The 18,377-nt window shown below is 63.1% G+C and carries 17 protein-coding genes; 4 read left to right on the top strand and 13 right to left on the bottom strand.

The features are described 5' to 3' along the window. Positions 1-18: 18 nt before the first annotated feature. The 4 genes from QMA15_RS01840 to QMA15_RS01825 all read right to left on the bottom strand — a co-directional run bounded on the left by QMA15_RS01840 (position 19) and on the right by QMA15_RS01825 (position 3,907). Positions 19-1,521 carry a DUF4173 domain-containing protein gene (locus QMA15_RS01840; protein ID WP_290283597.1) on the bottom strand — a complete coding sequence of 501 codons (1,503 nt, stop codon included), beginning with the start codon at positions 1,519-1,521 and terminating at the stop codon, positions 19-21. 108 nt (positions 1,522-1,629) lie between these two features. Beyond that, a complete protein-coding gene (locus QMA15_RS01835; protein WP_020970416.1) occupies positions 1,630-2,625 on the bottom strand; it encodes a HAMP domain-containing sensor histidine kinase in 996 nt (331 codons plus the stop codon). After that, positions 2,622-3,308 (bottom strand): response regulator transcription factor, encoded by a 687-nt coding sequence (locus QMA15_RS01830; protein WP_020908708.1) that lies wholly within the window; start codon positions 3,306-3,308, stop codon positions 2,622-2,624. Before QMA15_RS01830 ends, QMA15_RS01835 begins: the two co-directional genes overlap by 4 nt. A gap of 65 nt (positions 3,309-3,373) precedes the next feature. Next, positions 3,374-3,907: an NlpC/P60 family protein gene (locus tag QMA15_RS01825; RefSeq protein ID WP_029255974.1), complete on the bottom strand. Its 534-nt coding sequence runs from the start codon at positions 3,905-3,907 to the stop codon at positions 3,374-3,376. A gap of 250 nt (positions 3,908-4,157) precedes the next feature. Here QMA15_RS01825 and QMA15_RS01820 point away from each other — a divergent pair, with 250 nt between their 5' ends. Further along, positions 4,158-5,282 carry a serine hydrolase domain-containing protein gene (locus QMA15_RS01820; RefSeq protein WP_279219097.1) on the top strand — a complete coding sequence of 375 codons (1,125 nt, stop codon included), beginning with the start codon at positions 4,158-4,160 and terminating at the stop codon, positions 5,280-5,282. Positions 5,283-5,287: 5 nt separating this feature from the next. On the opposite strand, the gene QMA15_RS01815 is transcribed toward QMA15_RS01820, so the two are convergent. Continuing rightward, entirely contained in the window at positions 5,288-6,511 is a 1,224-nt protein-coding gene (locus QMA15_RS01815; RefSeq protein ID WP_264613187.1) for an erythromycin esterase family protein, read from the bottom strand. A gap of 107 nt (positions 6,512-6,618) precedes the next feature. Between QMA15_RS01815 and QMA15_RS01810 the strand changes: the two genes are divergently transcribed. Continuing rightward, positions 6,619-7,314 (top strand): MerR family transcriptional regulator, encoded by a 696-nt coding sequence (locus QMA15_RS01810; RefSeq protein ID WP_290283596.1) that lies wholly within the window; start codon positions 6,619-6,621, stop codon positions 7,312-7,314. Positions 7,315-7,335: 21 nt separating this feature from the next. Here QMA15_RS01810 and QMA15_RS01805 read toward each other — a convergent pair whose 3' ends face one another. Then, the gene (locus QMA15_RS01805) at positions 7,336-9,612 is read right to left on the bottom strand and encodes an ATP-dependent DNA ligase (RefSeq protein ID WP_290283595.1); all 2,277 of its coding nucleotides are present in this window, start codon (positions 9,610-9,612) and stop codon (positions 7,336-7,338) included. Between the two features lie 115 nt (positions 9,613-9,727). Here QMA15_RS01805 and QMA15_RS01800 point away from each other — a divergent pair, with 115 nt between their 5' ends. Continuing rightward, positions 9,728-10,000 carry a WhiB family transcriptional regulator gene (locus QMA15_RS01800; RefSeq protein ID WP_019744832.1) on the top strand — a complete coding sequence of 91 codons (273 nt, stop codon included), beginning with the start codon at positions 9,728-9,730 and terminating at the stop codon, positions 9,998-10,000. Positions 10,001-10,065: 65 nt separating this feature from the next. Next, positions 10,066-10,971, top strand: a complete 906-nt coding sequence (locus tag QMA15_RS01795; RefSeq protein WP_020970424.1) for a transporter substrate-binding domain-containing protein — start codon at positions 10,066-10,068, stop codon at positions 10,969-10,971. Between the two features lies 1 nt (position 10,972). On the opposite strand, the gene QMA15_RS01790 is transcribed toward QMA15_RS01795, so the two are convergent. The 7 genes from QMA15_RS01790 to QMA15_RS01760 form a co-directional block, all read right to left on the bottom strand. Next, positions 10,973-12,589, bottom strand: a complete 1,617-nt coding sequence (locus tag QMA15_RS01790; protein ID WP_290283594.1) for a substrate-binding domain-containing protein — start codon at positions 12,587-12,589, stop codon at positions 10,973-10,975. A gap of 159 nt (positions 12,590-12,748) precedes the next feature. After that, positions 12,749-13,180: an SRPBCC family protein gene (locus QMA15_RS01785; protein ID WP_003939735.1), complete on the bottom strand. Its 432-nt coding sequence runs from the start codon at positions 13,178-13,180 to the stop codon at positions 12,749-12,751. A gap of 73 nt (positions 13,181-13,253) precedes the next feature. Beyond that, positions 13,254-14,891 (bottom strand): cation acetate symporter, encoded by a 1,638-nt coding sequence (locus QMA15_RS01780; protein ID WP_003939876.1) that lies wholly within the window; start codon positions 14,889-14,891, stop codon positions 13,254-13,256. Further along, entirely contained in the window at positions 14,888-15,250 is a 363-nt protein-coding gene (locus QMA15_RS01775; RefSeq protein ID WP_003939976.1) for a DUF485 domain-containing protein, read from the bottom strand. The genes QMA15_RS01780 and QMA15_RS01775 overlap by 4 nt, the downstream gene beginning before the upstream one ends. A 162-nt stretch (positions 15,251-15,412) precedes the next feature. Beyond that, the gene (locus QMA15_RS01770; protein ID WP_019744836.1) at positions 15,413-17,164 is read right to left on the bottom strand and encodes a cation acetate symporter; all 1,752 of its coding nucleotides are present in this window, start codon (positions 17,162-17,164) and stop codon (positions 15,413-15,415) included. A 10-nt stretch (positions 17,165-17,174) separates the two neighbouring features. Next, on the bottom strand, positions 17,175-17,546 hold the full coding sequence (locus QMA15_RS01765; RefSeq protein WP_003939880.1) for a membrane protein: 372 nt from the start codon (positions 17,544-17,546) through the stop codon (positions 17,175-17,177). Beyond that, positions 17,543-18,373, bottom strand: coding sequence for a LytTR family DNA-binding domain-containing protein (locus tag QMA15_RS01760; RefSeq protein WP_153211798.1), 831 nt, complete (start codon positions 18,371-18,373; stop codon positions 17,543-17,545). The genes QMA15_RS01765 and QMA15_RS01760 overlap by 4 nt, the downstream gene beginning before the upstream one ends. Positions 18,374-18,377: the final 4 nt, after the last annotated feature.

Here is an 18,377-nt window from a genome sequence, read left to right as displayed (position 1 = left end):
TGCACAATCGCCCTGCGTCTATCCGACCGTGTACATCTGCAGGCACGGCCCCACCGGGCGAGCTTCCAGGATGTCGCGCGCCTTCTCACGCGCAGCGTTGAACTCCCAGGGCGCAGTGGTACCCGGCACTCCGAATCGATATCTGCTCAAGGCACATGAACGCTGCGGTTCCGGTAGACGATCCAAGGCAGGTACCGCGTCGACAGAGAGCCCGTGCAAGTAGGAAACGTCGATGCTCTTGCCGCCCTCGAACCGCTCCACGTTCTTTTGCGCGATGTACGCATCGGGGTTGAACACCGCGAAGGCCAGCAGCGCGACGGCCGAAGTGGCGAGAACGGCTGTGGGCAGCCACTTCCCGGACATCCGAATACCTGCGACGAGCAACAACACGAACACGAAGCCCAGAAGCAGCTCTGTCGCGAAGACGCTGACCCGGAGCACCGTGAAACCGTACTGATTCTCGTACAACCACATCCGGTGCACAGCGGATGCCACGATCACCAGACTGAAGAGGCACAGTGCACCCAACAGTCCGCGGGCAAGACGCCTCGATCCAGCGTCGCGGCGGTCGATGTACCGCACTGCGACGGCGATGACGAGCAGCGTCAGCACGGTAACCGCCATGAGCTGCCAGAAACCCTCACGCGCGTAGTCCGCGTAGGTCAGTCCATCGGTCACCTGTACGTGCTCGTCTCCCCCGAACAGCGTCTTCGTCTGTACTGCAACAAAACCGAGGAACAGCACGTTGAGCACTCCGAGCGGGACCGCCCACTCCCACATCGGCAACGGCGTCGCCGGCGCAGGTGCAAACGCGTCCACCGTCGGCGTTCTGCGACGCAGGTACACCGCAACCAGCGTGCCGAACGCCATCACGACGCCGGCAAAGATCCGTGCTCCCGGGTTCGACACGGAGATGGCAGGAGCGAAGCCGCCGAAGATCTTCGCGAACTCCGGATCCGCACTCACGAACAAAGATCCGAAAATCAGCAGGAGAAGAATCGACACTGCGCTCACGACGACAACTCGCGCCGCCGGCACCCGCGGAGCAGAGCGGGTAGCAAGTTTTCGACGACGAACGAAGTTGACCGTACGGTGGGGTGCCCGCCAGGGAGCGACCGTTCCCAGAAGTATTCCGGTCCACGTCCGCCCGCCGATCAGAGTCCACGTGAACAGAACCCACGCAGCTACGACGCAGAGGAACACCAACCACTCCGCACCCCGAACGGCGGCAACGCCCAGAAGTGCGAGCATCCCCATCGCGGCGGCCCACTGCGTCGTAGACATCCGCGGCGGCGTCAGAATCCCGAACACGATCACCACGCCGACACCGACGATCACGTACGCGATACTCACGAACCCTGGATCGAGGATCAGGGCCGCCAGCGCCCCAACGCTGCTCGCGCCGACGAGCATCGAGCGGGTGGCCATCGACGTGCGATCAGGACGCCAGAACCGGCTGGGTCGCTTGGGTTTTGCAACCGGTATCGGTGCTTTCGGTGGAATGACTATTGGAGCGCTCATGTGATCTCCCATGTTTCGGGTTCAAATTTCGGGTTCGGAACTACGGGCGAATGCCTGATGAAGGCACGCGCCATCGCGAGATCTCTCGATCTCGTTGGAAACTTTGATTCAGCTCTGCGGCAGCACTACTCGAATGCAGCAGCCCGACGGGGCATCTACGACGGCGATCCTGCCGTCATGTAATTCGACCGCCCACTTCGCGATCGCGAGACCCAGCCCGGTACCCCCGTCGGTCGATCCGCCGCGGATGAAGCGGTCGAACACTCGCTCACGGGCGTGTGGCTCGATGCCGGGGCCGTCGTCGTGGACATCGAGCACCAACTCCCCTGCACTGCCGGTACGTACTCGGATGACAACTTTCGTGTCGACGTTCCCGTGCTGAACCGCGTTGTCCACCAGGTTGGTCACCACCTGATGGAGGCGATCCGGATCGGCTACCACGGACAATTGCGGAGGCTTGACGTCTATCTCGATGTCGCCCGCACTCACACTCGACAGCTCACGTAGGAACGGCTCGACCTCGAAACGGCGGCGCTTCAACGGCATAGCGCCGCCCTCGAGTTTCGAAAGGTCGAGAAGGTCGGCCACCAGCGCTCCCAGTCGTTCCGTCTGCCGCAACGCCGATTTCATCATCGCCGGATCCGGTTCTTCGACACCGTCGACAACGTTTTCGAGCATGGCTTGCAAAGCGGTGATGGGCGTCCGTAATTCGTGGGAGACGTTGCCGATCAACTCGCGGCGGTACCGGTCGTCGGCCCCGAGGTCCTCGGCCATCCGATTGAACGCATGGGCGAGTTCGCCTACCTCGTCGCGGGAAGTCGCTCGTACCCGCCGCGAATAATCGCCGCGCGCCATCGCCTTCGCCGCGGCCGTCATCTCGCGAAGCGGTGACGTCATTCCGTGTGCGAGCACTTGTGTAACTCCGAGAGCGACAACCAACGCCGTCAGGAGAGCAAAACGAAACGGTTGTTGCGACGTCAGCCAGAAACCGCCCGCGGCGAACAACAGCGCTGCGACAACCAGGAGGCCGACCTTCACTTTGAACGATCGCATCGGGTCCAGCGGCCGCGGCCACCGTGCAAAGAGTCGGTCGACGCCGCTCATCGCGGCACGTCCCAGGCGTACCCGACGCCGTGAACGGTCCGGATCACGGAAGGTCCGAGCTTGCGTCGTAGAGCCTTGACGTGGCTGTCGACGGTCCGACTACCCGCTCCCTCACCCCAGCCCCAGATCTCCTCGAGCAGCGACTCCCGCGGGATCGCCGCTCGCGGCCGCTCCGCCAGGTAGGCGATGAGATCGAATTCGGTGCGAGTCAGGTGGACTTCCTGCGTATCACGACGCACTCGACGTTCGGTCAGGTCGATCACGACGTCGCCGAACTCGAGCAAGTCGGCCACCGGGCGAGCAGCGTGCTCCGCACGATCAGCGCGCCGAAGCAATGCCTGAACACGGGCGACGAGGACACGCATGCTGAACGGCTTGCTCAGATAATCGTCGGCCCCGACGCCGAGACCGATCAGCATGTCGGTTTCATCGGCACGAGCGGTCAACATCAGCACGGGCACCGGGCGCACGGCCTGGATGCGGCGGCAGACTTCGAGGCCGTCGAATCCCGGCATCATCACGTCGAGCACCACTAGGTCGGCATCCATCTGCTCGCAACGGGTCACAGCACTGGGACCGTCGAATGCCAACTCGACGTCGTAGCCCTCGGCACGCAGCCTCGCTGCGATGGACTCGCAGATACTGACCTCGTCGTCGACCACGAGCACTCTTCGCTGACTCATGGAACTGACTGTATTCGGCCCTCGTGGATGAACCTGGGAGGACTTGTGAAGGTTCTGTGCAGGTTCTAGAACCTGCGGATGTTGTTGATCGGCAGATCCGCCAGCGGCGTCAGTCCGGTCGGAACACCAACTCCGTAGGCGTTGAACACCATTCCGAATCCGGCGTAGATGCCGACGTGCGTCGCACCGGGGTAGAAGGTGATGACATCGCCGGGCGCGAGGGCCCACCGAGGAACCGGCTGTCCGACGTTGGCCTGCTGTTGGCTGGTCCTTGGCAGATTCACTCCTGCCTGCCGAAACGCCCATTGCACCAGCCCCGAGCAGTCCCACGAGTTCGGCCCGACTCCGCCCCATTGGTAGGGCTTTCCGGTCTGAGTGCTCGCTGCTGCCAGCGCGATCAGGCCTGCCGGACTCGGAATGGGGAGGGCGGCTGATCCGCTGCTGATGCTTCCTGCGCTTCCCAGGCTGCCGGAGCTCCCGCTACTGCCGCCGCTACCGAGGCTCCCCGGGTCGGCCGAGGCGGGGGCAGCGGAGAGCAACAGGACGCTTCCGGTCAGCAGAGCAGCGACCGTTCCCGTGCGGAGTGTCGACTTCTTCATGCATCCGTCCTTCGTGGGAGTCGTTTCGGCGCGCGGCAGCGCACCTCGATAGCCGTGAACTGGTAAGACACGTGAAAACAAACACTTCGTTCGGATGTTAACGGCGTAGACGTGGTGTTCGGACAGGAATCATTGATCCCATTTGTCGGTTTTCGACAAACAGGCCTTACGTCCCGGCCTGGCAAAGATCAGGGAATGATCGGGGATTTCCTGGATCCGTCGGAGCCGGCGGATCCCTAGATTCGAAATCATGCGCTCATACCTCCTTGTCGCCGCGGTCATCATCGGAGCCACCACGGCGCTGATCGGTTGCTCGACGCTCCAGCGCGCAGTGGAGATTCAATCGGATCTCGACGGACTCACCAGGTCGGGTGTCGTCGGGTCGATCGCAACACTCGACGACGGCACCACGACGGCTGTCATGACCAGCGGCGTACCCAATCGGACCAACGGCGATTCGATCGGCAAGAATGATCGGGTCCGGATCGGAAGTGTGACAAAGACATTCACCGCTTCACTCGTCCTACAGCTGGTGGCCGAAGGCAAGGTCGACCTCGACGCACCGATCGAGCAGTACCTCCCGGGCCTACTGCACGGCAGTGACATGGACGGCGGTGACATGGACGGCAGTGGCACAGACGGTAGCGCAATCACCGTGCGGCAACTGTTGCAACATCGCAGCGGCCTACCCGAGTTCGCCGGAGAACCCGGCGCCGACGAATGGATTGCCGCAAACGAGGACCGAACGCTGACGCCGTCCGCCGCGGTCGCCATCGCCCTCGGCAAACCGGCGCAATTCGTCCCCGGAACGTCGTTCGTCTACACCAACACCAACTACATCGTTCTCGGAATGCTCGTCGAATCGGTGACCGGCCGCAGCTACGCCGACGAACTTCAGTCTCGGATACTCGACCCGCTGGACCTGGAAGACACGTACCTCCCGGCGGCCGGTGAGCGCGACATCAGGGGCGATCACCTGACGGGCTATCAGGATCTCGATGGTGGCCTGACCGATGTTTCCCGCACGGAACCGTCGATCCCCTGGTCTGCCGGAGCGATGGTCTCGACGGGCACAGACCTGAACGCCTTCTGGCGTGCGCTACTCGACGGGCAGGTGGTGCCGGCCGAGCAGCTTGCCGAGATGACCACCCCTCAGGTCGGCGCCACCGAAGCCGAGGGGCTCGGGTACGGGATGGGCGTCGGCGCCACCGAACTTCCCTGCGGCGTCACCTATACCGGCCACAGTGGCGGGATCTACGGGTACTACACGCTGTCCGGTGCGACGCCGGATCGTGCGTTCACCGTGACGCTGACGTCGACGCCGAAGGACCAGCCGGACACCGTCGCGATACTCTCGCACGCGCTCTGCCCCTGACGCTGTTACCAGTACTGATGACGCTGCCCGTCGGTATCCGCGACGAAGATGACCGCGTCGGCGCCGTCCAACTCCGAAGGTTTCAGCGGCAGATGCCCTGGCAGGATCGCTTCTCCCGCGGTGATCGACGGGCCGAGCGCGGCTCGCAGGGCCGGAGTCGAGAACAGGGCACGCCGACCGGTCGCATCGGCCAACGCTCCCTGAAGCGTGCCCGGATCACTGTCGGGGTTGGCGTCGGTTGCCAAAAATACGTAACGCTCCCCGAGGACAAGTCCGACAAGTGAGCCGGCGCTCCCCCAACTGACCACGTTGCCGTTGACCGGCATGTCGGACGGCATTCGCAAGAGATGGGCATTGTGTGCGAACAGCAGGCTAGGCCCGCGTCGCTGCTCCTGGGCGATGACCGCCAGCAGGTTCTCGGCCATCATCTCGGCACGCAGACTGAGCAGTGTTCCAATGCGATCAGGAGCGGAACTCGCCATCGCGGAGTGATACCGCAAGAGCCCCAGAGCGGTGCGTGAATGTGCAAGGGCCAGGTCGTACCCGGCCGGGTCGGCGGGTCGCAGCACTGGTGCGGCGCGCCGAAGGACGCTGCCGAGGTCGTCCGCAATGATGCGCAGGGCGCGAGCATGATCGGAATTGCCGACGGACGCAGCCGGATCGAACATCGCCGCCGGGTTGGTCCAGTCGGCGTCCTGCCCCAGTAAGAGGTCGGCGTCGTCGAGAGATTGTGGCCGCAACGCGGCGGGCAGGAAGTCACCTGCCGCAGACAGTGCGCGGCGCGGGCTCGGTGCACCGGAGTACTCCACCGGAGCGTCGAAGCCGTAGAAGCGAACTCGGTCAGCCGGAGCGCGGCCGTCGTTGTACTCGCGTAGCCATTCGACGAGTTCGCGGTTACCCGGTACCGCACCGAATCCGTGGCTGAAGCCTGTGGCGAGCACCTTCTCGATGTCCGCCTCTCCCCCGTTCACGTAGCCGTCGACAAGCAATGCCGCAAAGACATCTGTTTCGAGCACGATCGACCGATATCCTCGTTCGACCAGTTGGCTGAGAAGTTCGTTGCGCAGCAACGGAAAAGCCTTGATCCCATGAGTCGGCTCGCCGAGAGCGAGCAGAGCCGGCACCTCGGTTCGCGCTGCGAGCAGTTCGTCGACGGCACGACCAAGACTTGCCGCGTCTTCGAGTTGGCGGCCGAACTCACTCAGCGCTGGGGCAGTGGACATGATCATCCCTTTCGAAGGTGGACTGCCTTAGACAGTATCGTTGAAGATTCGAGTGAAACTTTTACAACAATTACCTGGGGTATACCGTGAAAAGCCTCAATCGGAGGTGATCAGTGCGGCCCATCGACCTTGCCCGTGAACACGGGTTGTCCGCACAGGCGATCCGCAATTACGACGACGCCGGCGTCCTTCCTCCGACCGAGCGCAGCAACTCCGGCTACCGGCGATACACCCCAGTGCACGCGCAGGCCCTGCGCACTTTCCTCGCATTGCGCGGCGGTCACGGGCACCAGCGGGCCACGGAAATCATGCGTGCGACCAACCAGGGCGACACCGAGTCCGCCTACCGCCTGATCGACAGTGCACACGTGGCACTGCTCGCCGAGCGAGGAACTCGCACCGAGGTAGCCGCAGCGCTGGGGACTCTGTCCACCATGGCACCGGCACTGGTCCACGGTCCAGCGCTGACGGTGGGTGAGCTCGCGCGCCGTCTCGGCGTTCACCCGGCGACACTGCGCTCGTGGGAAGAGCACGGCATCCTGCACCCCGAGCGCGAACGAGCAACGGGTTATCGCGAATACGGTCCGGAGTGTGTGCGCGACGCCGAGATCGCGCGGCAGCTGCGGCGCGGCGGCTACCGACTGTCGCAAGTCGCCCAGTTTCTCGATTCGCTGCGCGAGGCCGGCGGAGCGGACTCATTGGCAGCGTTCCTCGAATCCTGGCAAGACCGGCTGGCCACACGCAGTCGCAACCTTCTCGCCGGCGCGGCTCAGCTCGATGCCTATCTCACGATGCTGGATCAGACCTAGCCGGGCCGTCGTCGACGCAACCTATTCTCGCCCTGTGACATCGCCCGGCTTCTTGTCCTCCCGCAGACCCCGCCAACTCGGGTGGCGAAGGCGTCCGGTCGCCGTCCAATCCATGAACCGCGCCTCACCGACGAGTTCAGGCCGCACCCACACCGCACCCTTGCGGTCATCTGCTGGAAGTTCCTCCTCGAACGGACTTTCCTTCTGACGCAACGGTTTCAGCACCGCAAGCAGTGACTCCAAATCACGATCGCTGAATCCGGTACCGACGCGCCCCACGTAGGTCAATCCGTCCTCACCCGGAATTCCCATGAGCAGCGCCCCGATCCCCTGCGCTCGATTGCCCTGCCCGGTGCGCCACCCACCGATCACCACCTCTTGGGTGCGCCAGTTCTTCACCTTGATCCAACTCGACCCCCGCCGCCCTGGAAGGTAGACCGATGCACGACGTTTGGCGACAATCCCTTCCCACCCGGCATCGGTACTCACCTCCAAGGCGTTCTCCGCCGTGCCCTCGATCTGCGGTGGTACCTCGAGCTCACCGACCTTGCCCGCCAACGCATTCAACACGGTGCGGCGATCCGAATAGGACTTCCGCAGCAAAGACACTCCGTCGAGGTACAGAAGATCGAAGGCCAGGAACACCGGTTCCCCACCTCGCTGGAGGAGGCCGAAATCTGTAACTCCCGCGTCGTTGTACGCCACCACCTCACCGTCGAGAACCACGTCATGACCGTCCAGCACCTCGGCCAAACCGGCAAGGGCAGGATAGTCCCGGGTCTTGTCGTTACCCGCGCGACTGCGAAGCGACATTGTGCCCGAATGATATTCGAGAATCACTCGAATCCCGTCCCACTTTCCTTCGAAGGCCCACTCCTGCGGGTCGAGACCTTCGAGCGTTCCAGCGGTGGCAAGCATCGGCTCGAGATTCTTGGGAAACTCCGTTCCGAAACTCGCATTCTGATCCTTCATCAGATGCATCAACCACTGATCACCCTTTGTCCGGATCAGCGCGAAGCGTCCCTGCACCCGCTCCCCACTCAAGCGCACGATCACCTCGTCTTCACGCCACTTCTCGGTCTCGTATGTCCCGGAATCCCAGATCGTCATCGAACCGCCGCCGTACTCCCCCTTCGGAATCGTGCCCGAGAACGTGGCGTATTCGAGCGGATGATCCTCGGTGTGCACGGCCAACCGATTTTCTCCGGCACCGGTCGGCACACCCTTCGGGACTGCCCAGGACACAAGCACACCATCCCGCTCGAGACGAACGTCGTAATGCAATCGTCTGGCGTGATGTTCTTGAATCACAAAGGTATTGCCCGCTGTCTCCTTGTCCACTGCAGCAGGGATCGGCTCCGGAGTCCGGTCGGCCGACCTCTTGTTGCGATAGTGCGCCAACGTATCGGCTACAGCCGCCGAGACCGGCGGATCCAGATCGCCCAGCAGATCACCGTCGGATTCGACGCGCTCCAGAACCTCGTCGAACAGCAGGTGGCGCAGTTTCGGATCGTCGAGTTCGTCCCAACTGCGCGGCGCGGCAACATAGGGTTGATCGCGACCGCGCATCGAATACGGCGCAATGGTGGTCTTGGCTGCGTTGTTCTGACTCCAGTCAACGAAGATCTTGCCTGCCCGGACATTTCGCGCCATCGTCGCGGTGACGAGATCCGGGTGAAGCTTCTCGAGCCCGGTGGCGATCTGCTTGGCGACAGTCGACGCACCACTGCCGTCCAAGGCTCGATCCAGTGGAACGTAGAGGTGGATTCCCTTGCTACCACTGGTTACCGGATAGGCCGTCCACCCCAGAGTTGCGACCAGATCTCGAATCGACCTCGCCACCTCGGCGCACTCGGACAATCCGACGCCCTCACCCGGGTCGAGATCGAATACCAGTCGTGTCGCCAGACCACGCTCGGAACCGTCGAATCGCCATTGGGGAACGTGTAATTCGAGTGCCGCCTGTTGCCCCAGCCACGCCAGGGATGCAACGGAATCGAAAATCGGGTAAGTGACGACGCGATCAGAATGTTGCAGCGACGCACGCGTGAGCCACTGCGGGGCAGACGACGCCAGGTTCTTCTCGAAGAAGGACTGACCGTCCACACCGTTGGGCCAACGCTTACGAGTACCAGGTCTACCGACGACATGCGGAAGCATGACTGCGGCGATACGGGTGTAGTAGTCGATGACTTCGGCCTTCGTGGTGCCGCTCTCGGGGTAGAGAATCTTGCCCAGATTGGTCACGGACACGGTTGTGCCGTCGAGAGTGATCTGACCCCGATCCGTCGTTGCCATCTCCTCATTGTGCTGGATAGCGCTGCGTCTGGCAGTAGAAATCTGATGGATCGGAAACCTGCCGCTGTGCCAGGCCACGGGCAAGACTGGATTCTCGATGGGAGAGGAGACCACGATGACAGTTCGCAGTTCCGTGGAGCCGTTGGTGGACAACAACTGGCGGATGTTCGCCACCTGTAAAACAGTGGACCCGGCGGTGTTCTATTCGCCGGGTGAAGAGCGTGGACGCAATCGGGCTGCACGGGAGAGTTCCGCGAAGCAGGTGTGCTTCCGCTGCCCGGTCATTCGGGACTGCCTGACCTTTGCACTCGAGACCGCTGAACCGCACGGAGTCTGGGGTGGGACGACACCGTCGGAGCGCCTTGCACTGCGACGCTCAGCTGCGTGAACTCCGCTCACACGAGACCCCCGTCACGTCCAGACCGGACAAACAGGCAAGATGGCCTAGTGCCTATGACACGACGCGCAGTTGCCGTGACCGCGATCTTCGCTTCCTCGATCTTGTTGGGCTCGTGTTCGTCGCAGCCGGAGGCACCTGCGGCAGCAGATACCACCACCACGGTTCCCGAGGCGTTCACCAAACTTCCCTCGACGACCGCAGTGGACAAGTGCGGACCCCAGAGCGGGACCACCCTCGAAGACGGTGTCCTGACCATCGCCACCGACTCACCGGCGTACGCGCCGTGGTTCGTCGACAACGATCCGTCGAACGGCAAAGGCCTCGAGGGTGCGGTGGCCCGGGCGGTCGTCGACAAGCTCGGGTACAACACCGACCAGGTTCGCTTCACTACTGTCGCCTTCAACGACGCATTGAAACCAGGCCCCAAGGATTTCGACTTCGACGTCAATCAGTTCACGATTTCCGGGGATCGCCGCGCGAACGTCGACTTCAGCTCGCCGTATTACGCAGTGGCGCAGTCGGTGATCGCCTCACGCGGAAGCAAGGCCGCCGGTGCAAAGAATCTTGCGGATCTGGCCGGCTACCGTTTGGGCGCTCAGACCGGTTCCACCAGCCTCGCGGCGATCACCGACACGATTGTTCCGACCACTGCGCCACGCGAGTTCGCGACCACGGACGACGCGAAAGCTGCGCTGGCCGCGGGCGAGATCGACGCATTGGTCGTCGACATCCCGACCGGATTCCACATCACCGAGAACGAACTGCCCGGGTCGGTCATCGTGGGTCAGTTTCCGCGGCCCAACGCTGTCACCGAATTCTTCGGTTTGGTGCTCGAGAAGAACAGTCCGCTGACCGAGTGCGTCTCCGCGGCAGTCGATGCGCTCTACGCCGATGGAACCCTCGAGAAGCTCGCAACCGAATGGATTACCGACAGCGCCGACGCACCCGTTCTCGAGTAGTTCAGCCGGCGCGCCCACTGATCGCGCCGACGAAGACCTTCGGGATGTCTGCCGGTGTCGGAGCGAAGTGACTGTTACCGCCGGTGAGAGTCGAAATCTGCTCGAGCACATCGGTATCGGCGTCGTCGGTGACACCGATGGTGATGATCGGTACCGGCCGCGTCGGGTCCTGCTCGCGAGTCAGGGTGTCGAGAAGTTCCTGCAGGGCGATGCCCGACGGATCGTCGTTGGCACCGTCGGTAAGCAGAATCACCGAATTGATCGAGGCCGGATCGTAGGACTGTTGCATGGACCGATACGCGGCGAGAACGCTGTCGTACAAGCCTGTTCCGCCGCCCACGATCGAAGAGAGGTTGTCGATCCGAGACAGCAGTTTGCTCCGATGATCCGTGTCACCTTCAGTTGCATCCATACGGGCGACAGGTTCGAGTTCGCGGTAGTCCGTCCCGTCACCGAGGTCTACGGAGAACGCCCAGAGACCCAATTGTGCGTTGGCAGGGAACATTCGGATCGCGATGTCACCGGCCTGCGCCGTCGCGGCCATTCGAGTGACCCCGTCCTGCATGTAGTCCATAGACCCCGAGACGTCGACAACTGCCAGCGCGCGGGAAGGCCTGGACAAAATCTCGTATCGCGCAAGCGCTTTGGTGACCACAGACGGATCGGACGGCACCAGCGAGCCAACCTTTCCCACTCCACCGGCTACCGGTGGAGCCTGATCCGCGCCGCGGAACCCGAGGCCGGCAAGTACGGAACGCCCGGTGTCCGATGCCAGCGCTGCCGCCAGCAGTTTGCCGGCGTCGTCCGCCGCCGACGAGTCTGCACCCACACTTGCCATCGGGTAGTCCATGAAGACCGAACCGGACGACGGTACCGACGCGGTGAGTCGACTGTCCGCATGTGCGGCGAGATAAGCCTCGAAGGTCTGCTCGGTAGTCACCGCGGTTCCGCCGGACGCGTCCACGGTTTGGATGCGCCCGGTCGAACCGGTTTCCTTCAGATTTCCGTACTGCGCTTGTGCCACCGGGACCAGGGCTGCCGAGATGGATGTGAGGTCCCCGCCCCGCGACTGGGTCTCGGCAAAGGCCGCCACGATCGGCGCGCTGGAGACGGCACTGGTCAGGGGATCGCCGATGTGCAGCGATGGAGCGCCGAGGACATCCGTCCATGCGCCGGGTGCCTCGGTACCCGGCGCCGAGACGGCGACAACCGGGGTGGAGGCGACCGAGTTGCTGATCCGGCGAATCTCCTGCCCGCTTGCCGAAACCTTGTCCAGCCATTCGCTCGAATCAGGGATCCACAGTGCGGGCGCCGTACCGTCGGCGATCGCCGCGACGGTGAGCACGGGATCTTGCGGCGTCACGCTGAGCGAGCTGCATCCGAGATCCGCGGCGGGGATGGCAGCGGCGACAGCTTCGAGTCCCGAGGCGATCGACGGATCGGCCGCCACGGTCACGGTTTCCGGGTTGTCACAGTTCGTTGCCGTCGCAGCTGCAGCGGCGCCCGCACCGAGTTCTCCCTTGTCGCTGACGCTTTTGAACGTCACGGCAAATGCTGCGGTTCCACCGACTGTAACTACCGCCAAGAGTCCGATCAGAACCTGCACGGATCGAGGCATGGACGCAGGTGGTGCGCCGTACCCATGACGAGACTACATTGATCGAATCCTTTCCGGCGGGACCCGAATCAATAACCAACTGATGCCCGGTTTATCCCGCCGAAAAGAATCCTAACTCATGTTAGCGGTGAAGTAGCTCCATGTGGAAATCTCTACAAACTAGGTGTAGATCTGGACAAACTGGGCCAGCGACTTCTCCACATCGCCTTTGAGCGCCCGCGCCACACTCGAACCGATCGGGCCGAACAACGGCGCGCCGCCCAACTCGACTGTCAGCGCGAGTTCCGATCCGTCGCCCTTTGCCTTCACATCGAGTTCGAGACCGAGCTTGACCCCGCCCTTGCCGTCTCCCTTGAGCGAGATCGCCTTCGGGACGTCGTACTTCTTGATGGTCCACCGAACGCGGTTGCGCAGGCCTTTCACCGTCACGACCGAGCTGATCTCGGTGCCGACACCCAATTGCTCGGGAAGTTCACTGCGCCATCCGTCGTGAACCACGAGCCAGTTTTCGTAGCCGCTGAGATCGGAGGCCTTGTCCCACACTTCTTGAGGAGGAAGCGGAACGTCGATTTTCACTGTGAGCTTTGCCATGGCAGAACAATAAGCCCCGTGCGCCTTTTCCGTAACCAGAGGTACCAGAAAGACGCACGGGGCTTTGCCCCTCTTAGTGGCTGACAGCCTTTTCGACGCCGACGCCGGTGAGGGAGCGAACTTCCATCTCCGCCTGCTTTGCCGGATCTTCGATCTTGTTGCGTCCGATGTACGTACCGACGATGCCGAGGACGAATGCCAGCGGGATCGAGACGATGCCGGGGTTCGAGAGCGGGAACCAGGCGAAGTCGGAGTTCGGGAACATCGACGACGGCTTGCCCGACACTGCCGGGGAGAACACGATCAGCGTCAAGCAGCTGACCAAACCGCCGTAGATGCTGAAGAGCGCACCGGTGGTGTTGAACTTCTTCCAGAACAGCGAGTACAGCAGGGTGGGCAGGTTCGCCGAGGCCGCCACTGCGAAGGCGAGGGCCACCAGGAAGGCGATGTTCTGCCCCATCGCCATGATGCCGAGAACGATGGAGACGAGTCCGATGACCACGACGGTGATTCGAGAAACTCGAACCTGCTGCTCCTCGGTTGCGTTGCCGCGCTTGATGACACTGGCGTAGATGTCGTGAGCGAACGACGCCGAAGCAGTGATCGCGAGACCGGCAACGACGGCGAGGATGGTCGCGAACGCCACCGCGGAGATGATGCCGAGGAAGATGGTGCCACCGAGCTCGAAGGCGAGCAACGGAGCGGCCGCGTTCTCCTTACCTGGCGCTGCCAAGATCTTGTCCGGTCCGACCATGCTGGCCGCGCCGTAGCCGAGAACCAATGTGAAGAGGTAGAAGGCACCGATCAGCGCGATCGCCCAGGTCACCGAGCGGCGAGCTTCCTTGGCAGTGGGCACCGTGTAGAAGCGCATCAGCACGTGCGGCAGGCCCGCAGTGCCGAGCACCAAAGCGATTCCGAGAGAGATGAAGTCGAGCTTCGTCATTCCGGAAAGACCGTACTTGGCACCGGGTCCGAGGATGTCTCGTCCCTGCACACCCTTGGTGGTGGAACTGTTGACCATGTCCTGCGCATTGGCGAGCAACTGAGAGAAGTTGCCGCGCACTGCCCACAGAACGAGTACGAACATGATTCCGGCTCCGGCAACCAGCAGAACTGCCTTGACCATCTGTACGTAGGTGGTGCCCTTCATGCCGCCGACCAAGACGTACACGATCATCAGCACACCCACGATCGCGACGACGATCGACTGTCCCACCTTGCCGTCGATGTTGAGCAGCAGGGCGACAAGTCCACCGGCGCCGGCCATCTGGGCAAGAAGGTAGAAGAGGGAAACGGCCAGGGTGGACAGGGCTGCCGCCATGCGCACCGGACGCTGCTTGAGCCTGAAGCTCAGGACGTCGGCCATCGTGAATCTGCCGGTGTTCCTGAGCAATTCGGCGACCAGGAGCAATGCAACCAACCAGGCGACAAGAAATCCGATGGAGTACAGGAAGCCATCGTAGCCGTACACGGCGATCGCACCTGCGATACCGAGGAACGATGCCGCCGAGAGGTAGTCGCCGGCGATGGCGAACCCGTTCTGCGGGCCGGTGAACTGCCCACCGCCGGTGTAGAAGTCGGACGCCTTCTTGGTGGTCCGGCTGGCGCGGATGACCAGCGTCATGGTCACGACGACAAACGCGAGGAAGATCGCGATGTTGAAGGCGGGGTTTCCTACGTCCGTTCCGGACGCGGCGAGTGTGGTGATCACTGTGCGGGACCTTCCAGTTCTTCACGGATGGCGGCGGAGCGGGGATCGAGCTCACGACCGGCGAACTTCACGTACCACGCGGTGATGGCGAAGGTCGTGACGAACTGCCCGAGGCCGAGGATGATGCCGAGATTGATGTTGCCGAGGACCTTGGTGGCCATGAAGTCGTGGGCATAGGTAGCCAGGACGACGTACACCGCATACCAGAGCAGGAAGAATGCAGTGATGGGGAAAACGAACTTGCGCAGACGCGTTCGGAGTTCCTGGAATTCGGGACTCGCTTGCATGTCTATGAATGCCTGGGCATCCGGGGTACGTCGCTCTTGCGGCGACCCCTCACTGATTTCTGCTGTGGACACTGCCGGCTCCTCGCCTCGCGTGTGAAGTGAACTACGCACAGACGTTAGTGAGATCGGAGTCACATGAAGATGCTGTGGCGCCAGTCACACGGTGAGCAGTCGCGCGCTGCGCCGAACGGTCAGGCAGGCGCGACCAACGGCAGAGGGTTCGGGCGGTGAAAGTCAGGGTTGGCGGAGATCGTCTTCGCGATCGGAGCCCATTCCGAGCCGTTCCGGGGCGTGCATCCGCGTGAAGATTCGCGCAATATCTGCCGGTATCTGCTTCGACGACACCTTGCTCACGACGATCATCGTGAGGAACGCCAGCGGCACGCTCACCGCGGCCGGGAACGCGAAAATGGCTGCCGGCCAGCCACCGAGGACGTCCTCCGACAAACCACCCAGGACGGCGACAGTGGCGGCGGTGCCCGCAACACATCCACCGACAACCATCCCCGCCCCCGCGCCGACGGCAGTCAGACCGCGCCACCAGATACCCAACACCAGCAGTGGGCAGAGCGTCGACGCGGCGACCGCGAACACCAACCCGACGGTTCTCGAGAGGTCGACCGACACCACCGCCAGCGACAGCACGAGCGGAACGAGCCCGGCCAGGAGCGCTGCAATACGGAAGTCTCGAACTCGTCCGCGGAGAACATCGGTACTGACGACGCCCGCGATGCTGACGAGCAATCCGGACGACGTCGACAAGAAGGCGGCAATGGCACCGGACGCCACGAGGGCTGCCAGCAGTTGTCCGCCCCACCCCGAGAACACCGAGCCCGGCAGCAGCAACACCGCGGCGTCGGAGGTGCCGGTGATCAGAAGTTGCGGAACGTACAGGCGAGCGAAGACGCCGAGGAGTGTCGGAAACAGGTAGAACACACTGACCAGACCGACAACTGCAAGCGAGGTCAGACGAGCGGCCCGGCCGTCGGGGTTGGTGTAGAACCGGACGAGAACGTGAGGCAGACCGAGCGTTCCGAGGAAGGTCGCGAGCATCAGCGAGTACACCTGATACATCGGGTGCGGCCCACCGAAACCCCAACCCGGGGTGATCCAATCCGAGTTCTGCGCGGGCGCTCCGGCGACGACGGGAACCGCGGCTCCCGCGTCGAGAACCATGGACATGCCTTCACCGAGGGTGTGCTCCCCCGGGCCCAGTGTCACGGTTCCTTCGACCACTCGCCCGTCGACTGTGCCGCCGCTGACCGTCACCGGCTCCGATACCTGGACGACGACGTCGGTGGTGATGTCGACGGTCGTCGCAGTGGTGACCGTCGGCGGCATCGACGCGCCGACGTCGTGATGATCGCCGAAGAAGTAGAAGGTCAGTGCCACAGCGGGAATCGCGACGGCAGTCAGTTTCAGCCAGTACTGGAAGGCCTGAACGAAGGTGATCGAGCGCATCCCGCCGCCGACGACGTTGGCGATGACGATGACCCCGACCGCAACGCCGCCGATCCAGCTGGGAACCCCGAGCAGAATGTTGAGCGTCAGTCCCGCGCCTTGGAACTGTGGAATCAGATACAGGATGCACACCATCGCGACGACGAGCATTGCGAGCTTGCGCAATCGCGGTGAGCCGAGACGGAATTCGGCGAAATCGGGGACGGTATATGCACCGGAACGCCGAAGCGGTGCTGCGACGAACAGCAGCAGGGCGAGGTATCCGGCGGTGAATCCGATGGGATACCAGAGGGCGTCGGCGCCGTATTTCGCGACCAGCCCGGCCACGCCGAGAAACGAAGCAGCGGAGAGGTACTCACCGGAGATGGCCGTCGCATTCCACCGCGCGCTGACGGTTCTGGACGCGACGAGAAAGTCCGAGGTGGTACGAGCGAGCCGAACGCCGTAGATTCCGATAGCCACGGTTGCCACGGCCGCCGCAACGATGCCGAGCACCGTCAGCACCGGGATAGGTTGTCCTCCCACAGCGCCGCGCTCAGTCGTCCACGATGTCGTTGAAGTCCTGCTCGTTTCGCTCCGCACGACGCACGAACACCCAGCCTGTGGTCAACAGCAAGGGATACACGGCGCCGCCCATCACGAGCCACGGCAACCGGATGCCCAGGACTGCGACCTCCGACAGTGTCGGGAAGAGATGCGTCAGAAGCGGTACCGCACACAGGAGCCCGGCTGCGACGACGGCAAGGCGAATCGCCAGTCCCAACTGCGCGCGAACGAGACCGCGGATCATGGCGTCACCGACTTCGGTCTGTTCCTGCACCTCCACCCGCGTACGGACGATCCGTGCGCCACTACGTTGCGCCAACACAACGCGCTCACGCTGCGGAGGATCGGACTGCGACGTCACCGTGACAACCAGCTCTGCTTGGGCGCACGAACCAGTCGATCCTTGAGTTCACGGGTGTGTCTGCGGCTGACCGGAAGTTCGACGGGAGGCTTGTCTCCGTGCGGGCGCAGACAGACCACCAATCCGCTGCCTACTGTGCGGATGCCGGTGACCAGCGCCAAAGACACCAGGTAGGAGCGGTGCACGCGCAAGAAGCCCGCGTCGGCCCAGCGTGATTCGAGCGTCGAGATCGGGATGCGCACCAGGTGCGACTTCCCGGCGGTGTGCAAACGCGCGTAGTCCCCGTCGGCTTCCACCCACTCCACCGAGGAACGTTGAACGAGCGTCGTGACGCCGCCCAGTTCCACCGGGATCACCTCGTCGGCGGACGCAGCTTCGGGCTTGTTCTCGCTCTTGGTGCGCCCGGCCAACCCCACGATCCGTTGAACGGCCTGAGCGAGACGCTCCTCGCGGAGCGGTTTGAGTAGGTAGTCGACGGCACCGAGGTCGAAGGCATCAACCGCTCGATCGTCATGCGCTGTCACGAACACCACGGGTGGTGGCGTCGCGAAATTGGAGAGGATGCCGGCCAGTTCGAGGCCGTCGAGTCCAGGCATGTTGATGTCGAGAAATACCGCGTCGATGCTTCCACCGCGCAGTATCCGCAACGCAGTCGTCGCATCCGATGCCGTGTGAACGTGCGCCACCGAGTCCTCGGCGCGCAGCAAGAAGGCCAGCTCGTCGAGGGCTGGTTTCTCGTCGTCGACGGCAAGGACGGTCAGCTGGGCATCAGTGTCAGTCTCGTTCACAACAGGTCCATGTTCCCACGACGGTTTCAGCCTGATCATCGAA

Source organism: Rhodococcus sp. APC 3903, assembly GCF_030407755.1.
Classification (GTDB): domain Bacteria; phylum Actinomycetota; class Actinomycetes; order Mycobacteriales; family Mycobacteriaceae; genus Rhodococcus_F; species Rhodococcus_F erythropolis.
This window is presented reverse-complemented; position numbering and strand designations above follow the sequence as displayed.

Bases quoted from the DNA above. Each gene is read 5' to 3' on its own strand.
- QMA15_RS01815 (WP_264613187.1), bottom strand. From the start codon at position 6,511: ATGATCATGTCCACTGCCCCAGCGCTGAGTGAGTTCGGCCGCCAACTC.
- QMA15_RS01805 (WP_290283595.1), bottom strand. From the start codon at position 9,612: ATGGCAACGACGGATCGGGGTCAGATCACTCTCGACGGCACAACCGTG.
- QMA15_RS01760 (WP_153211798.1), bottom strand. From the start codon at position 18,373: ATGATCAGGCTGAAACCGTCGTGGGAACATGGACCTGTTGTGAACGAG.
- QMA15_RS01820 (WP_279219097.1), top strand. From the start codon at position 4,158: ATGCGCTCATACCTCCTTGTCGCCGCGGTCATCATCGGAGCCACCACG.
- QMA15_RS01795 (WP_020970424.1), top strand. From the start codon at position 10,066: ATGACACGACGCGCAGTTGCCGTGACCGCGATCTTCGCTTCCTCGATC.
- QMA15_RS01830 (WP_020908708.1), bottom strand. From the start codon at position 3,308: ATGAGTCAGCGAAGAGTGCTCGTGGTCGACGACGAGGTCAGTATCTGC.
- QMA15_RS01835 (WP_020970416.1), bottom strand. From the start codon at position 2,625: ATGAGCGGCGTCGACCGACTCTTTGCACGGTGGCCGCGGCCGCTGGAC.
- QMA15_RS01840 (WP_290283597.1), bottom strand. From the start codon at position 1,521: ATGAGCGCTCCAATAGTCATTCCACCGAAAGCACCGATACCGGTTGCA.
- QMA15_RS01790 (WP_290283594.1), bottom strand. From the start codon at position 12,589: ATGCCTCGATCCGTGCAGGTTCTGATCGGACTCTTGGCGGTAGTTACA.
- QMA15_RS01825 (WP_029255974.1), bottom strand. From the start codon at position 3,907: ATGAAGAAGTCGACACTCCGCACGGGAACGGTCGCTGCTCTGCTGACC.
- QMA15_RS01800 (WP_019744832.1), top strand. From the start codon at position 9,728: ATGACAGTTCGCAGTTCCGTGGAGCCGTTGGTGGACAACAACTGGCGG.
- QMA15_RS01785 (WP_003939735.1), bottom strand. From the start codon at position 13,180: ATGGCAAAGCTCACAGTGAAAATCGACGTTCCGCTTCCTCCTCAAGAA.